The 15,659-nt window shown below is 64.2% G+C and carries 13 protein-coding genes; 5 read left to right on the top strand and 8 right to left on the bottom strand.

Annotation, left to right across the window (positions count from 1 at the left end; translation table 11 throughout):
• Positions 1–5: 5 nt before the first annotated feature.
• Positions 6–1,175 carry a M20 aminoacylase family protein gene (locus BLP10_RS08055; protein WP_091133150.1) on the top strand — a complete coding sequence of 390 codons (1,170 nt, stop codon included), beginning with the start codon at positions 6–8 and terminating at the stop codon, positions 1,173–1,175.
• Positions 1,176–1,190: 15 nt separating this feature from the next.
• Here the strand turns inward: BLP10_RS08055 and ribA are convergent, their stop codons facing one another.
• Positions 1,191–2,303 carry a GTP cyclohydrolase II RibA gene (gene ribA / locus BLP10_RS08050; RefSeq protein ID WP_091133528.1) on the bottom strand — a complete coding sequence of 371 codons (1,113 nt, stop codon included), beginning with the start codon at positions 2,301–2,303 and terminating at the stop codon, positions 1,191–1,193.
• Between the two features lie 137 nt (positions 2,304–2,440).
• Between ribA and BLP10_RS08045 the strand changes: the two genes are divergently transcribed.
• Complete coding sequence (locus BLP10_RS08045; protein ID WP_244510446.1) at positions 2,441–3,499, top strand: hypothetical protein; 1,059 nt, start codon at positions 2,441–2,443, stop codon at positions 3,497–3,499.
• A gap of 43 nt (positions 3,500–3,542) precedes the next feature.
• Here BLP10_RS08045 and BLP10_RS08040 read toward each other — a convergent pair whose 3' ends face one another.
• Positions 3,543–4,523: a DMT family transporter gene (locus BLP10_RS08040; protein ID WP_091133146.1), complete on the bottom strand. Its 981-nt coding sequence runs from the start codon at positions 4,521–4,523 to the stop codon at positions 3,543–3,545.
• Positions 4,524–5,035: 512 nt separating this feature from the next.
• Here BLP10_RS08040 and BLP10_RS08035 point away from each other — a divergent pair.
• A complete protein-coding gene (locus tag BLP10_RS08035) occupies positions 5,036–5,290 on the top strand; it encodes a hypothetical protein (RefSeq protein ID WP_091133144.1) in 255 nt (84 codons plus the stop codon).
• A 12-nt stretch (positions 5,291–5,302) separates the two neighbouring features.
• Here BLP10_RS08035 and BLP10_RS08030 read toward each other — a convergent pair whose 3' ends face one another.
• Together BLP10_RS08030 and BLP10_RS08025 are read right to left on the bottom strand one after the other, a co-directional pair.
• Entirely contained in the window at positions 5,303–7,078 is a 1,776-nt protein-coding gene (locus BLP10_RS08030; protein WP_091133142.1) for an SLC13 family permease, read from the bottom strand.
• A gap of 85 nt (positions 7,079–7,163) precedes the next feature.
• Positions 7,164–7,628, bottom strand: a complete 465-nt coding sequence (locus BLP10_RS08025; protein ID WP_244510445.1) for a CAP domain-containing protein — start codon at positions 7,626–7,628, stop codon at positions 7,164–7,166.
• Between the two features lie 247 nt (positions 7,629–7,875).
• On the opposite strand from BLP10_RS08025, the gene BLP10_RS08020 reads away from it, so the two are divergent.
• A complete protein-coding gene (locus BLP10_RS08020) occupies positions 7,876–9,147 on the top strand; it encodes a BaiN/RdsA family NAD(P)/FAD-dependent oxidoreductase (protein WP_091133140.1) in 1,272 nt (423 codons plus the stop codon).
• Positions 9,144–10,946: a DNA helicase RecQ gene (gene recQ / locus BLP10_RS08015; RefSeq protein ID WP_091133138.1), complete on the top strand. Its 1,803-nt coding sequence runs from the start codon at positions 9,144–9,146 to the stop codon at positions 10,944–10,946. The genes BLP10_RS08020 and recQ overlap by 4 nt, the downstream gene beginning before the upstream one ends.
• Positions 10,947–11,076: 130 nt before the next feature.
• Here recQ and BLP10_RS08010 read toward each other — a convergent pair whose 3' ends face one another.
• The 4 genes from BLP10_RS08010 to BLP10_RS07995 all read right to left on the bottom strand — a co-directional run bounded on the left by BLP10_RS08010 (position 11,077) and on the right by BLP10_RS07995 (position 15,433).
• Positions 11,077–12,189 (bottom strand): Gfo/Idh/MocA family protein, encoded by a 1,113-nt coding sequence (locus BLP10_RS08010; RefSeq protein WP_091133136.1) that lies wholly within the window; start codon positions 12,187–12,189, stop codon positions 11,077–11,079.
• Between the two features lie 296 nt (positions 12,190–12,485).
• Positions 12,486–13,271, bottom strand: a complete 786-nt coding sequence (locus tag BLP10_RS08005) for an ATP-binding cassette domain-containing protein (RefSeq protein WP_091133134.1) — start codon at positions 13,269–13,271, stop codon at positions 12,486–12,488.
• Positions 13,271–14,413 carry an ABC transporter permease gene (locus tag BLP10_RS08000; RefSeq protein WP_244510444.1) on the bottom strand — a complete coding sequence of 381 codons (1,143 nt, stop codon included), beginning with the start codon at positions 14,411–14,413 and terminating at the stop codon, positions 13,271–13,273. The genes BLP10_RS08005 and BLP10_RS08000 overlap by 1 nt, the downstream gene beginning before the upstream one ends.
• Positions 14,414–14,488: 75 nt before the next feature.
• Positions 14,489–15,433: a sugar ABC transporter substrate-binding protein gene (locus BLP10_RS07995; RefSeq protein ID WP_091133132.1), complete on the bottom strand. Its 945-nt coding sequence runs from the start codon at positions 15,431–15,433 to the stop codon at positions 14,489–14,491.
• Positions 15,434–15,659: the final 226 nt, after the last annotated feature.

Genomic DNA, 15,659 nt, shown 5'->3' with positions numbered 1-15,659 from the left:
ATCCCATGCCCATCATCAACCGCGTTGCCGATCTGGCGGACGAGATCGCCGCCTGGCGCCGGGATTTCCACGAGAATCCCGAACTCGGCTATGATGTTCATCGCACAGCGGGAATCGTGGCCGAGAAGCTCGAGAGCTTCGGTTGCGACGAGGTGGTGACGGGCATCGGCCGCACGGGCGTGGTCGGCGTCATCAAGGGCCGCGCGCATTCATCCGGCAAGGTCATCGGCCTTCGCGCGGACATGGACGCGCTGCCGATCCTGGAAGCCACCGACCTGCCCTACAAGTCCAAGACGCCCGGAAAAATGCATGCCTGCGGCCACGACGGCCACACGGCGATGCTGCTGGGCGCGGCGAAATATCTGGCCGAGACACGCAATTTCGACGGCACGGCGGTGGTGATCTTCCAGCCGGCGGAGGAAGGTGGCGGCGGCGGGGACGCCATGGTGAAGGACGGGCTCATGGAGCGCTTCGGCATCCAGGAGGTCTACGGCATGCACAATTGGCCGGGCGTGCCCGTCGGCCATTTCGCCATGCGCCCCGGAGCGACCATGGCAGCGGCGGACCGCTTCACGATCACCATCGAAGGCAAGGGCGGTCATGCGGCCTATCCGCATCAATGCATCGATCCCATCGTCACGACGGCGCATGTGATCACCGCCCTGCAGAGCGTGGCCTCGCGCAGCGTCGACCCGCTGGAATCGGTGGTGGTTTCCGTCTGCACCGTCAAGGCGGGCGATACGTACAACGTCATTCCGCAGACGGCGACCCTGCTCGGCACCGTGCGCACACTCTCGGCCAGCGTTCGCGATCTTGCGGAGACGCGCATCCGCGCCATCGTCGAGAGCACCTGCGCAGCCTTCGGCGCAAAGGCGACGATCGAGTACAATCGCGGCTATCCGGTGACCGTGAACGACGACGAGAAGGTGGAGTTCGTGGCTTCTGTTGCGAAGGAAGTCGCGGGTGAGAGCGCCGTCGCGACGAACTTCCCGCCGGAAATGGGCGCGGAGGATTTCTCCTACATGCTGGAGAAGCGCCCTGGCGCCTACATCTTCGTCGGCAACGGCGACACGGCGGGCGTGCATCATCCGGCCTACGACTTCAACGATGCGGCCGCGCCCTATGGCGTATCGCTGTGGGCGAAGATCATCGAAACCGGAATGCCGGCGCGTTGAGCGTCGGCACGACAATCAATCCTTGTTGGAGCAGGCGAGCAGGCCCTCGAGATCGATGTAATGCCCCGCGCGATCCCGCTTGGCCGCGAGATAGCTGACATTCTCGGCCGTGGGGCGGCCGAGCACGCGATGATCGGAGATCACCTGCAAGCCTGATTCCGATAAGGCGCGGATCTTCTCCGGATTGTTGGTCATGAGGCGAACGGCGCTCACGCCGAGCTTTTTCAGCATCACCGCCGCAAAGTCGAACCGGCGCTGATCCGCCTCGAAGCCGAGCATCTCGTCGGCCTCGTAGGTGTCGTAGCCCTGCGACTGGAGCTTGTAGGCGCGGATCTTGTTGGCGATGCCGTTCCCGCGTCCTTCCTGATCGAGATAGAGCAGGATGCCGCCCTCGTTCGCGGCCATGAAGCGCACGGTCTCGCGCAGCTGATCGCCGCAATCGCATTTCAGGCTGCCGAAGAGATCGCCCGTCAGGCAGGCGGAATGAAGCCGCACGGTGACGGGTTTCGAGAGGTCGGGCTTGCCGACGATGATCGCCACCTGATCGCGCAGGCCCTCTCCGCCGCGGAACACCACGAACTCGCTGGTGGGCGCGTCCTCCAGAGGGACCGGGGCGCGGCTGACGAGGGAGAGGTCGGCGGCCTTGGCGCGCCGGTAATCCCGGATGGCCGCTCCCGGCACGCGCATCAGCGACGCGTCGATCTCGACGCCGGATGACAGCGGCACCACGATCACGGCAGGCAGAACCAGAGACAGGCGGGCCAGTTCCAGCGCCTCCTGATCGAGACCGTCGACAGGCCGGACCGGCGCGTCGATGCGCCCGTCGAGCCTGAGAGCCAGAGTTTCGATCCGCTCCTGTTCCACCACAGGCAGGGCCACGCGGCCGGGAGCCTCACGCTCGAGGCCGAGGCGTCGCAGCCGGGCTGCCGGAAGAACGAGGTGGGCATGGCCTGCGGCCACGGCCTCGATCTCGGCGCCGCGAGCATCGTCGAAATCCTCGACGCCGACCACGAGCGCGCTGCCGTCACGCCCTTCGATCACGACGGGGCGGGCGCTGCGGAACTCCATGATCGCCCGCTCGACCGCGGTCGTGGCAGGGTTGTCGGACAGGCTCAAGGTCAGGCGCATCATCGGTGAACTCTAGGGAGGCCCTTTTCATGACGAGGATCGAGGGCCGACAGGCCGCTTACAGCCAAGCTGTTTCTAGGGTTGCACCTTATCATAGGCTGCAAGGGAACCCTAATCCCACAGATAGGATGGCTGCCATGCCCTATCAACAAGCCCGCTCGACGGCATGGCCGTACCGGGCTATCTGTGCGGCTCTTCCTCGCGTTCAGCAGCTTCCTCGAGGCGATTTGATGGTCCGCTCCTCCCTCCTCCCCCGGCTTTTCGCCCTCGGCGCCCTCGGCTTCGCCGGCCCGGCGCTGTCTGCCACCCTCGATGGCCTTGCGGTGCAGGTGACGAACACGAGTGAGCCGGTGCTCTGCGCGGAGAAGGACAACGTGGCGGTCAATTTCGCCTCGCCTGAGGTGAGAAGCTTCCGGATCGAGGCTGTGCATCCGGCCTATATGGGCACCTTGCGCCAAGACCGCTGGGAGCCGGACTGGACCGCCTGCGAGGATATCTCGGAGGAAACCTCCACGAAGCCGCATCCCACGATGCACACGCTCTATGAGGATGACCGGATTACGATCATGGGCCTGTCCTTCAGCGAGTTCTGGCGTCCGGCTGAGACCACCGTGACCATCGGCGACAAGATCACGCGCAATATTCACCTGATGCAGCTTCTGAAGAAGCACAACGGAAAACCGGAGGAAGTGATCGCCATGTATCCGGGCGACGGATACTGGCGCATCAAGCCGCTGCCGCCGCAGCATCTCGGATGGACGGCCTATGGTTCGTCCTTCATCGTCGGCCCGGTGGAATTCGACCAGCGCCCGATAGCGAATTTGACGGATGTCGCTTTCGATCCCAAGAGCATGCGCTTCACGCTCACGCTCGCCAAGGGCGGCAAGGCTCATGTCACGGTGGCCGACCTCAACGAGGAGCGCATGGCGCTCGATGTCAGCTTCGATGAGGCCATCTCAGGCACGCCGTTCGCGACGCTGCGCTCCATGTACGTGACCGAGTTCAACGCGGACGTGGCGCGCATCGCCGTGCGCGAGGAAAAGGCCCGTTCCTGGCGCGAAGACATGATCATGAATTTCCGCGACGCCACGGCGACGGATGCATGGATGGGGCGCCTCGTTCCGTCCCGCCACAACACCAGCGCGCCGGACATGATGTTCAATCATTTCCGCGGACAGCAGGGCGCTTCTCGTTAAGTTCCGCTCCTTGTTTGCATAGGCCGGAAAGCCTGCCCTCGCCCTAGCCCTCTTCACAAGGGGGAGGGAAAGCGCGCTCATCGGATTTGCGGGGTGCTTTGAGGTATCGGCCCATCGCTGCCGCAGGCCGCCCATCGATCAGCATCAATCCTGCCGAGATCAGCACCATGCCGGCCATGTGCCGCCATTCCAGCGTCTCGCCGAGAAGCAGCACGCCGAAGAGAATGGCGCTGACCGGAATGAGAAACGTGACGAGCCCCACATTCGTCGCTCCCGCCCGCGCGAGCAGTCGGAAGAAGATGAGGTAGGCGAAAGCCGTCGACACGAGGGCCAGCGCAAGCAGAGACAGAATTGTCGCGGTGCTCGGCATCGCCAACATCCACGGCCTGTCGACGAGGAGGCTGACGGGAAGAAGCATGCAGCTGGATGCCGTGACCTGCCCGGTCGCAGCCACAACCGGCTGAATGCCGAGGGTTTTGAAGCGGCGGCCGAATACGCCGGAGAAGCCGTAGGACAAGGCCGCTCCCAGAACGGCAAGCTGCGCCAGCACGTTGGTGTTGAACGAGGTCAGCGCGGCAGAGCCGATCATGACGGCAACGCCGATGAAACCGACAAGGACGCCGCCGAGTTTCGCCCCCGTCAGCTTCTCGTCGCTCGTGAGATAATGCGCCACGATCAGGGTGAAGAGCGGCGTTGTGGCATTGAGGATGGACGCAAGCCCGCTCGCGATATGGCTCTGGCCCCAGACGATCAGGCTGAAGGGAATGACGTTGTTGAGAATCCCCATGCCGAAGAAGGTCGCCCACGCCTGGCGCTCGCGCGGCAAGCTCAGCCCCATGACGCGCAGCACGATCTGCAGGGCGAGCGCCGCAAGCGACACCCGCAGCGCCACGATGATGAGCGGCGGCAATTCCTTGACGGCCACGCCGACGAACAGGAAGGAACCGCCCCAGATGACGGAAAGGAGCCCGAGCAGCGCCCAATCGGACGCTGCGATGGTTTTTTGAATAGGCGCTTGAATCATGGGCGAGTTCCGGATGTTGGGCTCTCTCATGCCATGAGAACCCCACCTTCTGCGACCCGATTTCTGTTATGGTCGTCATAAGTGGCCCTTATCTTCGCCTGAGAGGCTGGCTTGCCCGCAACGGCTGCTTCCCTCCCCCCTGCGGGGAGGGGTGGGGGTCACAAAATCGGAGCGCTGCGCACCCTTCATTCAGCGCAATAGCCCAACAGTGTCATTCCCGGCCGGAGCGCAGCGGAGGGGAAGGGAATCCACCCACACGCACTGCGCTATGGATCCCCTTCCCTCGCTGACGCTCGCCGGGGATGACAGAACTGGTTCAGACGCTCACCCGATTGGTCGCCCCCGCCTCTCCCCGCTAGCGGGAAGGGAACACGCGCCCTTTCACCGATCAGCCTGTCCAGGCCCCGGAAAGGATTGATTTACGAAGACTGTGGGTTGTTCGAAAACTTTACCGCTCGTTCACGCCTTGAGGCGAGGTTAGGGGCCTCACACGCCCCTGGAAGCCTCCAGCAATGAATCCGCAGAGCTCACATCATCCGTCCTATACCGCTGGCTCGCGCAGCCAATCCCGGTCGAGCTTCTGCATCATGCCGCATGTGCATGGCCCGGACCGCAACACCAGCTTCATCTTCGGGCGCTCCGATTCGCGCATCCGCCCCCTGCTCAATCAGGCGCAGCGGGACCGGCTGCATTGCTGGTCCATGATCGTCGCGCTGGCGTCCTCCGCAGCCGGCACCACCCTTCTGCTGACCGCGATCCTGCGCTGATGTCGCGCCTCGTTAGAGAGGCCAGAAGAGCATGATGAGCGGCGTTCCCACCACGACCACGATGATCGAAAGCGGCAGGCCGAGCCGCCAGTAATCGCCGAAGCGATAGCCGCCCGGTCCCATCACCAGCGTGTTGCATTGATGCCCGATGGGCGTGAGGAAATCGCAGGCCGCGCCGATCGCCACCGCCATCAGGAACGCATCGGGCCTGAACCCGAGCTGTGTCGCGAAGCTCGCCGCGATCGGCGCCATCACGAGCACGGTTGCCGCATTGTTGAGGAACGGCGTCACCGCCATGGCCGCCGTCATGATGAGTACGAGCGCCCCGGTCGGCGGCAGCATCTGCGCGGCGGAGGACAGCCAGCCCGCAATCAGGTCCGTTCCCCCGGTCGTGCGGATGGATTCACTGACCGGGATCAACGCGCCCAGCATGACGATGATGGGCCATTCGATGGTCTCGTAAGCCTCGCGCAGAGTCAGCGACCCGAACAGAACCAGCAGCACGCCTGCCCCGAAGAAGGCAATGGCGACGGGAAGCACGTTGAACGCGACCAGCACCATCGTGACGCCGAGAATGGCAATCGGCAGAAGGCTTCTGCGCGCGCTTCCCAGGCGGATCTCCCGCTCGGCGAGGGGAAGGCAGCCGATATCGCGCAGCGTATCCGGCAGCTTCTTGAGGTTGCCCTGGAGCACGAGCACATCGCCGGGGCGCAGGGTAATGGCGCGGAGGCGCTCCTTGAAACGCTGGCCGCTGCGGCTGACTGCGATCAGGTTCACGCCGAAGCGCTCGTAGAGGCCGATGCGCTCGGCGGAGAGACCGGCAAGAGCCGAATTCGGCCCGACGATGGCCTCGATCACGCCGATCTCGTCCGTCGCCTCCTCCGTCTCGGGCTGATGGTGCTCGCGACTGAGCTTGAGGCCCGCCCGCGCCACGGCGCTCTCGAGCGCTTCCGACTCGCCTTCCAGCATGAGCACATCGTTTTCGCGGAGCGTCACATCCGGCAAGGGGCTGGAGCTGCGTGTCTCGTTGCGGATGATGGCCGCCACCTTGACCTCGCCATTGGCGAGCTTGTGCAGATCGGCGACGGTCTGCCCCACGACATCGGATTCGGAGGTCACGCGCGCTTCGGTGATGTAATCCTTGATGTTGAGCGCCTCGTCCAACGAAGCCGCACCCTTGCGCCCCTTGGGCAGAAGGCGATAGCCGAAGGCGAGGAACGCTACACCTGCGAGCGCGACGCCGACACCGACGGGCGTGAAGTCGAACATGCCGAAGGGCTCGCCCAGCAACTCGCCTCTCATCCGCGACACGATGATGTTCGGCGAAGTGCCGACAAGGGTCACGATGCCGCCTAGGAGCGAGCCGAAGGCCATCGGCATGAGGAAGCTCGAAGGCGGCGTCCCGTTGCGCCGCGCGATCTGGAACGCGACGGGAATCATCATCGCGAGGGCGCCGATATTCTTCACGAAGGCGGAGAGCACGGTGACGATGGTGACCAGCACGATCACCTGACTCTGCTCGGTGCGCAGATAGGGCGCGGCCCGGTTGAGTGCGGCCTCCAGCACGCCGGACTTCGCCACCGCGGCGCTCACCAGAAGCGCGCTTGCGACGATGATGACGATGTCGTCGCTGAAGCCTGTGAACGCTTGGTCGGCAGGCACGATGCCCACGAGAACCGCGACGAGAAGCGCCATGACGGCAACGAGATCGTATCGGAAGCGTCCCCAGACGAAAAGCGCCATCATCCCGGCGACGACGGCGAAGGAGAGCATTTGCTGATGGGTCATGGAGGATGCGCGTAAGAGGAAATCGTATCTCTAACGCGCGACCGCCCTTCTTTGTGCCCGCTGTTTCGATGCGGCCGTGGCCGGCTTATTGGCCGAGCACGAGAGCCCAGTAACGGCCATACCGGTTGTTGGCATCCGCGCGGGCGAAGCCGATCTTGCTGGCCTGGGGCATCAGCAGATTGACGTTATGGCCGGACGACCTCTTCCAGCGTTCGATGGTGCCATCGACGGTGTCCGCCCCGGCTGAAAGATTTTCGGCCGAGTAACCGATGATTCCGAACTTATCCATCCGGCCTGCGAAGTTTCCGTGGCTGAGCTTGCCCGCGGCGGCCACCACGCGGGCCTGATATTCCGCCGCCTCATTGAGCTTGGGATCGACGGTCACGGGGCTCAAGCCCCTGGAAACGCGATAGGCGGAGATGAGCTTGGCGGCTTCCGAGGCATCTCGGGTGGAGCTGGCAAGAACCGTATCCCCACCGGTCAGCGACGCATCGCTGGCGCAGCCCGCAAGCGCCAGGGCGATCAGGGCGCAAAACGAAAGAACACGCATCGATATTCCCCTTGGAGCCGTTCCCACATTCGTGGAACCGGCTCTCCTTCTTGATTTGCCGCATTTATGACGACGAACCGGCATCCGCTTCACCGGAAAATGCTCCGAGGGCGGCTTGATGTGCCGCTCCCCTTGCAAAAAGGTCCCGCGACGGTCATGTGCAAGCCATGACCCAAAACGCTGAATGCCATGTTGAAGCGTGAGGGTCCAGACCACCTTCTTGCCCCCTCCCGCGTCAGCTGAGCGCATGTCCCCGCCCTCCCCCTCCCGTCAGATCGCCATCATCGGCGGCGGACCCGCCGGCCTCATCGCGGCAGAAAGCCTTGCCCGCGCAGGCGTTGCCGTGACCGTCTACGACCGGATGCCCTCGGTCGGGCGCAAGTTCCTGATGGCGGGAAGGGGCGGTTTGAACCTCACCCATTCGGAAGAGTTCGGACGCTTCGTCTCGCGCTATGCCGAGGCCGAGCCTGTCATGGCTCCCCTGATCGAGGCTTTCCGCCCGGACGACCTGAGAGCCTGGTGCGAGGGTCTTGGCCAGGAAACCTTCGTAGGATCGAGCGGACGGGTGTTTCCGAAGGCGTTCAAGGCCTCGCCCCTTCTCCGGTCGTGGCTCACCCGCCTCGAGGGGCTCGGCGTCCGCTTTGCCCTGCGCCATACCTGGCGGGGATGGGATGAGGACGGCGCCCTGGTCTTCACCGACGCCACCGGCGGAATCGTCAAAGCCAAACCGGACGCCACGCTCCTTGCGCTCGGCGGCGCCAGCTGGCCGAGGCTCGGTTCTGACGGCGCGTGGACAGGCATTCTCGAGAGGCAGGGCATCGCCATCGCCCCCCTGCGCCCGGCCAATATGGGCTTCACCCTCCCCTGGTCCGAGGTGATCCGGAGCCGCTTCGAGGGCGAGCCCCTGAAGCGCATCGCGCTCACCTTCGAGGGCGTGACGGTGAAGGGCGAGGCCATCGTCACAGCGAACGGCATCGAGGGCGGCGCGGTCTATGCCCTCTCGGGCCGGCTCCGCAACGCCATCGACCGGCAGGGCAGCGCCCTTCTCCATCTGGATCTGCGTCCCGACCTGTCCCTGGAGGCGCTCACCCAGCGCCTGAGCGCACCCCGCAAGGGCCAATCCGCCTCCACCTTCCTGCGCAAGGCAGCGGGCCTGGGCCCTCTCGGCATCGCCATCCTGCGCGAATCAGCCCCCCAGCTGCCCCTGGAGCCAGGGACCCTCGCCCGGCTCATCAAGGCTGCGCCCCTGACGCTCACCGGAACGAAGTCCCTGGAGCGCGCCATTTCCACGGCGGGCGGCGTGCCCTTCTCCGAACTCGATGAAAACCTGATGCTCAGGCGGCTCCCAGGCGTTTTCGTAGCCGGCGAGATGCTGGACTGGGAGGCCCCGACCGGCGGCTACCTGCTCCAGGCCACCTTCGCCACCGGCATCGCGGCGACCAGGGGCATCTTGTCCTTCCTTCGGATTCCCGATGCCGCATTGACCTCGAATCCGCGATCGTCCACACCGCATCCGTGATCGACCCGCACAAGATTCTCCACGACGTTTTCGGCTTTCCCTCCTTCCGCGAAGGACAGGAGGAGATCGTGCGCGCCGTGCTGTCCGGCGAGGACGTGCTCGCCGTCATGCCGACAGGCGCCGGCAAGTCGCTGTGCTATCAGCTGCCGACGCTCGCCCGCGAGGGCCTGACCGTGGTGATCTCGCCGCTCATTGCCCTCATGCGCGATCAGGTGTCGGCGCTTCGCCATTTCGGCATCGAGGCGGGCAGCCTCAACTCCGCCAACGACCAGGACGAGAACCGCCGCGTGGTGGATGCGGTGCGCGACGGGCGCATGCGCCTTCTCTATGCCTCGCCCGAGCGGCTGGCGAATACCGGAACCACCGAGTGGCTCGCCCGCTCTGGCGTGAACCTGCTTGCCATCGACGAGGCGCATTGCGTCTCGCAATGGGGCCACGATTTCCGCCCCGAATACGCCATGCTGGGCGACGTGCGCCGTCGCCTCGGCAACGTGCAGACTATCGCGCTCACCGCCACCGCCGACGTGGCGACCCGCGGCGACATCATGCATCGCCTGTTCGAGGAGGAGCCGCGCCTCTTCATCCATGGCTTCGACCGCCCGAACCTGCGCCTCGCCATGCAGGCGAAGGAGCATGCGCGCCGACAGCTCTTCTCCTTCCTCGACAAGCACCGGCACGAGAGCGGCATCGTCTATTGCTCGTCACGCGACGCCACCGAGAAGCTCGCGGATTCGCTGAGCCAGGCGGGCTACCGCGCCATGCCGTATCATGCGGGAATGCCGCAAGCGGAGCGCGCCAAGAACCAGGACATCTTCCTGCAGGAGGACGGCGTGGTGATGGTGGCGACCGTCGCCTTCGGCATGGGCATCGACAAGCCGGACGTGCGCTTCGTGGCGCATGCCGCGCTGCCGAAATCCATCGAGGCCTATTACCAGGAGATCGGCCGCGCGGGCCGCGACGGCGCGCCCGCCGACACGCTCACCCTCTATGGCCTCGACGACATGCGCCTGCGCCGCCTGCAGATCGAGCAGAGCGATGCCGCCGACGAGCAGAAGCGCGTGGAGCGCCAGCGCCTCAACGCGCTCGTGGCCTTGTGCGAAGCGCCACGCTGCCGCCGCCAGACTCTGCTCTCCTATTTCGGCGAAACCACGGAGCCTTGCGGCAATTGCGACCTGTGCATCGACGGCGTGATGTCCTTCGACGGCACCATCGAGGCACAGAAACTTCTGTCCGCCATCGTGCGCACCGGCGAGCGCTTCGGCACGGAGCATCTCATCAGCATTCTCGTCGGCGACGAAACCGACGCCGTGCAGCGCTTCGGCCACGACAAGCTTAAAACCTTCGGCGTCGGCAAGGACCGATCGAAGAACGAGTGGCGCTCGCTGCTGCGCCAGATCTATGCCGCCGGACTGGTGAACCTGGAGCTTGCCGAATACGGGCGCTGGATGCTCACCGACAAGGGCGTCGCCGTGCTCAAAGGCCAGGAGGGGATCGAGCTGCGCTCGGACGTGCTGATGAAGCCTGCCGAGCGTCGCCGCCGCCGCTCGCGCATCGAGGCGGAATCCGTCGTGCCCTCCGACGATCCGCTGCTTCTCGCCCTCAAGGCCCTGCGCACGCGTCTGGCAAAAGAAGAGGGCGTTCCGGCCTACGTGATCTTCTCCGACCGCAGCCTCATCGACATGGCGGCCAAGCGCCCCACGACCGTGCGCGCCTTCGGCGAAGTCCACGGCGTCGGCCAAGCCAAGCTCGACCGCTACGCGGATGCGTTTCTCGACGTGCTGAAGGCGCACGCGGCTTAAGTGTAAACACACGCCGTCATCCCGGACGAAGCGCAGCGAAGATCCGGGATCGTAGGACGAGATTGGCGCTCTTTTCTGCTGACGATCCCGGGTTCTGCTCCGCAGCCCCGGGATGACGCTTAATGATCGGTCACACCTCCACCCACCGCCCTTCATACACACTACGCGCCATCGCATCCACCGTGCGCTCGATCTGGATGCCATCCTCGAACGTGATGAGATGCGCCTGCTCTCCCGCGATGCGGCGCATCAGCTCGCGGCATTCGATCACCTTCAGGTCGTTGAAGCCGAGGCCGTGGCCGGGCGCGGGGATGAACCTGTCGTAGGGCGGATGCTGCGGTCCGGTGAGGATGGTGCGGAAGCCTTGCGTCTCACGCGCTCCATCCGCCGTGTAAAGCTGCACCTCGTTCATGCGCTCCTGATCGAAAACGATAGTGCCCTTGGAGCCAAAAATCTGCATGAAGATGCGCCCTTTGCGTCCCCATGCGGAGCGGTTGAGGGCAAGCAAACCGGAAGCGCCGTTCTCCAGCTCCATCAGCACGGTGGCGATGTCATAGGTTTCCACCGCGCGACGGCCGCTGCTCGGCGTGGGGCGGTCCACGTAAGGCCTCGCCATGTGGCCACACACGCGACGCACAGCCCCGAGCAGACCCCACAAGAGGCTCAACGGATGAACGCCGAAATCGTCGAGCGCACCGTGTCCTGAGGAAGCCTCGCTCTTCCAGTAGAAGAGGTCGTCCGGGTTCGCCATGAAGTCCTCGTCCATCTCGAGGCGCACATGGTTGACCGCGCCGATTTGGCCCTCGTCGAGAATACGGCGGATCAGGCGCATCACCGGGTTCTGGATGTAGTTGTAGCCGAGCGCTGCCACCTTGCCCGAAGCCCGCGCCGTCATGAGCATGCGCTCCGCATCGGCGAGCTTTGTCGCCATGGGCTTCTCGCACCACACATGCTTGCCGGCTTGGAGCGCCGCAATCGCCATCTCGGGGTGGAAGGCATTGGGTGTGGTGATGGAGACCACATCGATCTCGGGGTTGCTTATGATTGCGCGCCAATCGCCTGTCGCGCGCTCGAAGCCGAGTTCACGTGCCTTTTTCTCCGCAAGCTCCTGCGAGGTCTCTGCCAGCATCGCGAGTTGCGGGCGCGGCATATCGCCGAAGACGGACGCCACCGCGTTCCAGGCGAGCGCATGGCACTTGCCCATATAGCCGGTGCCGATGAGGCCGATATTGAGCGTTTTCATTCGTCATGCCCCTCTAGAAATCGTCATCCCGGACGGCAAAGCCGATCCGGGATCGGTGTCAGAATGGAGCGCATGTTTCCCTCCCCTTGTGGGGAGAGCCAGGGTGGGGGTGCAAGTGCCACGCTGGTCCAGTTCAGCGCCAGCACCCCCACCTCCAACTCCTCCCCAGCGCAAGTCGGGTGTTGCCGACTTGCGGCAAGCTAAGGACAAGTCTCGGGCAAGCCCGAGACTTGCGGGGGAGGAGAGTTACGTGGTGCTTGATGAGCCGAACCCTGAGAAGCATCGCTGGTCTGCGCCTAAACCATCCCGCCCAATTCCTCCGATACGGCCTGCAGCTCCTTGCCGCCGGCCATGAGGTTCTGCAGCTCCTCGATCTGGATCTCGTCCTTGGCATAGGTCCCCAGCGTCTTGCCGCGATTGAGCACCGTAAAGCGGTCGCCCACCGCATAGGCATGACGCACGTTGTGGGTGATGAAGATGACGCCGAGCCCCTTCTGCCGCACCTGGTGAATGTATTTCAGCACCATGGAGGTCTGCGCCACGCCGAGCGCGGAGGTGGGCTCGTCAAGGATCAACACCTTCGCGCCGAAATACACCGCGCGCGCAATCGCCACGCATTGACGCTCGCCGCCAGACAATGTGCCCACCGCCTGATGCGGATCGCGCACATCGATGCCGATCTTTTGCATTTCCTCGCGGGTCACGGCGTCGCAATGGTCGAAATCGACATTGCGGAAGGGCCAGAAGCCTTTCACCGGCTCGCGGCCCATGAAGAAATTGCGCGTCACCGACATGAGCGGAATCATCGCGAGGTCCTGATAGACCGTCGCGATGCCCGCATCCAGCGCGTCGCGCGGGCTGGTGAAAGTGACGGGCTTTCCTTCCACCAGGAAGTCGCCGGAGGTCGGCCTGTGAACCCCGGCCAGCGTCTTGATGAGCGTGGACTTGCCGGCACCGTTGTCGCCGAGCAGGCACATGACCTCGCCGCGATGAACGGAGAGAGACACGCCCGAGAGGGCGATGACCGAGCCGAAATGCTTGACGAGATTGCGGATCTCGATGAGTGGAGCCTGCGTTTCCATCAGCGTTCTCCCGTCACCTTGCGGCGGATGAAGTTGTTGAAGAGAACGGCCAGCAGCAGCATGGCGCCGAGGAACACCTGGAACCAGTCGGAATCGAAGCGGGTATAGGTGAGCCCGATCGACACCATGCCGAAGATGATCGCCCCGAAGAACGCGCCGATGGCCGAGCCGTAGCCGCCGGTGAGCAGGCAGCCTCCGATGACGGCTGCGATGATCGCCTCGAACTCTTTCTGGAAACCGCGACGCGCATCAGTGGAGCCTGCATCGAGCACGGTGAGAATGGCGACGAGCGCCGCAGCGCAGGCGGTGAGCATGAAGAGGCCTGTCTTCACCCGGTCGACCGGCACGCCTGAATTGCGCGCCGCATTGGCGTCGCCGCCTGCCGCGAAGATCCAGTTGCCCGCGCGGGTGCGCAGCAGCAGCCATGTGGCGACGAGCGCAAAGCCGATGAACCAGAGGATGGAGACCGGAACGCCCGTCACCGTCGGCGTGCCGTTCGGAAATTTCGCGATCAGGTCGTGAGCGGCCAGCCAGCCGAACAAACCTTCGAGCGCCGTTCCCGAGAAGATCTCGCGCACCCAGTCCTCACCCGACTGCGCGCCGATGCCGCGCATCTGCGTGGAGCCGCCGGTCGCCCATTTGAGGCCCACCAGCGACAGGCCACGCAGGATGAACAGGAAGGCGAGCGTGACGATGAAGGATGGAAGCCGCGTGCGAATGACGATCTGCCCGTTCACGCCGCCGAGAATTGCCGCCACCACGAAGGTGGCTGCAATCGCCAGCAGCAGAGGCCATCCTGTGAGAGTGATGAAGCAGCCGAAGACAAGCCCCGTGAAGGCCACCATGGACCCGATGGAGAGATCGAACTCGCCGCCGATCATCAACAAAGCCGCAGCGATGGCGAGAATGCCGAGCTGCGCCGCAGGTGAGAGAATGTTCATCACCCCCGCCAGCGAAAACATGGAGGAATCCGCTGTCGAGAGGAAGAAGATCGTGACCAGCGCGAGGCCGGCCAATGCGCCGAGTTCCGGACGGCGCATGATTTTCGTCAGGAGGGAAACCTCTTTGAGCCGTTCATCCTGAATCTTCTCGATGACAGGAGCCGAGGACAGATCGGCGGTCGGCTGGGTGGTGTTCACCATGAAAGCCTCCCTTGAAGAATACTGCATGAAAAGAGAAAGCCCGCGGTCGAAAACGATCGCGGGCTTCGATGAGGCTTAGCGAATGCCCTTCGCGGACAGCTCGATCACTTGGCCGGCCTTCTCCTTGGTGATCAGGTTCGGGCCGGAGGGTACGTTGCCGCCCGGCATCAGGCCGTACTTCGCGTTGAGGGCGAGGAACGCCACAGGCAGGTAGCCCTGCAGATATTGCTGCTGGTCGATGGCGAACACGGCCTCGCCGTCCGCCACCGATTTCAGGAAGCCTGCGGACATGTCGAAGGTCGCGACGCGAACATTGCCTGTCTTGCCGGCGTCCTTCACGGCTGCGACGCTCGGCTCACCCGCCGTGCCTGCGCCAAGCGCCAGGATCGTGTCGATGGAGCCATCGGCCGCGAGCGCTGCCTTCACCTTGGCGCGGATATCGGTGGGGTCGTTCGAGACAGGCAGCACCGTCACCTTGCCGCCGAAGCCTTCTGAGAAGCCCTTGCAGCGCAGATCGAGCGAAACGTTGCCAACTTCCTGGTTGACGCAGATGCCAGTCTTGCCGCCCATCTCCTTGAGCTTCGCGCCCGCGATGCGTCCGGCCTCGACCTCGTCCTGGCCCACATGGAGCATGGCGCCGAGCTTCTTCGACACGTCGGAGCCGGAATTCATGGAGATCACCGGAATGCCGGCGGCGACCGCTTTCTGGATCGAGGCGGTGAGCGCCGAGGCATCGGGAATGGACACCACGAGGCCTGCGGGCTTCTGGTTCACGGCGGCGTCGATGAGCTGGCTCATGGCCACCATGTCGAAGGTTTCAGGCGCGCGGTAATCGACCTGGACATTCATGTCCTTGCCGGCTTCGGCGACGCCGTTCTTCACCACGGACCAGAACGGGTCATTGGCTTGGCCATGGGTGACGACGATGATGCGGCCGCCTTGCTGCTGAGCCGCGGCAGGGGCGACAGCGGCAATGGTCATGGCCGCTGCGGCAACGAGACCGGTCAGATAAGACTTCATGTGCTTCCTCCCAAATGGGTTCCGAGCACCCGCAGCAGCACCGTTTCCGCTGCATGAGCGCCTCGGCCCTTCGCCCCCACTTGAGCGCAGAAAGAAGCAGTTGGTTTTGTGCGGCCGAATCATCGGCCTAATGGCGCTTCCTCTGCCAATTCCGGTCATTCTATTTATAGAATGCCAGAACCTTTTTGTTTATATAGTGGAATATTCATTCCATTCTTATAGGATC

The organism is Microvirga guangxiensis (assembly GCF_900102135.1).
In the GTDB taxonomy this organism is placed as follows: Bacteria; Pseudomonadota; Alphaproteobacteria; order Rhizobiales; family Beijerinckiaceae; genus Microvirga; species Microvirga guangxiensis.
Note: the sequence above shows the minus strand (reverse complement) of the source record. Positions and strands in the feature narration are given on the sequence as shown.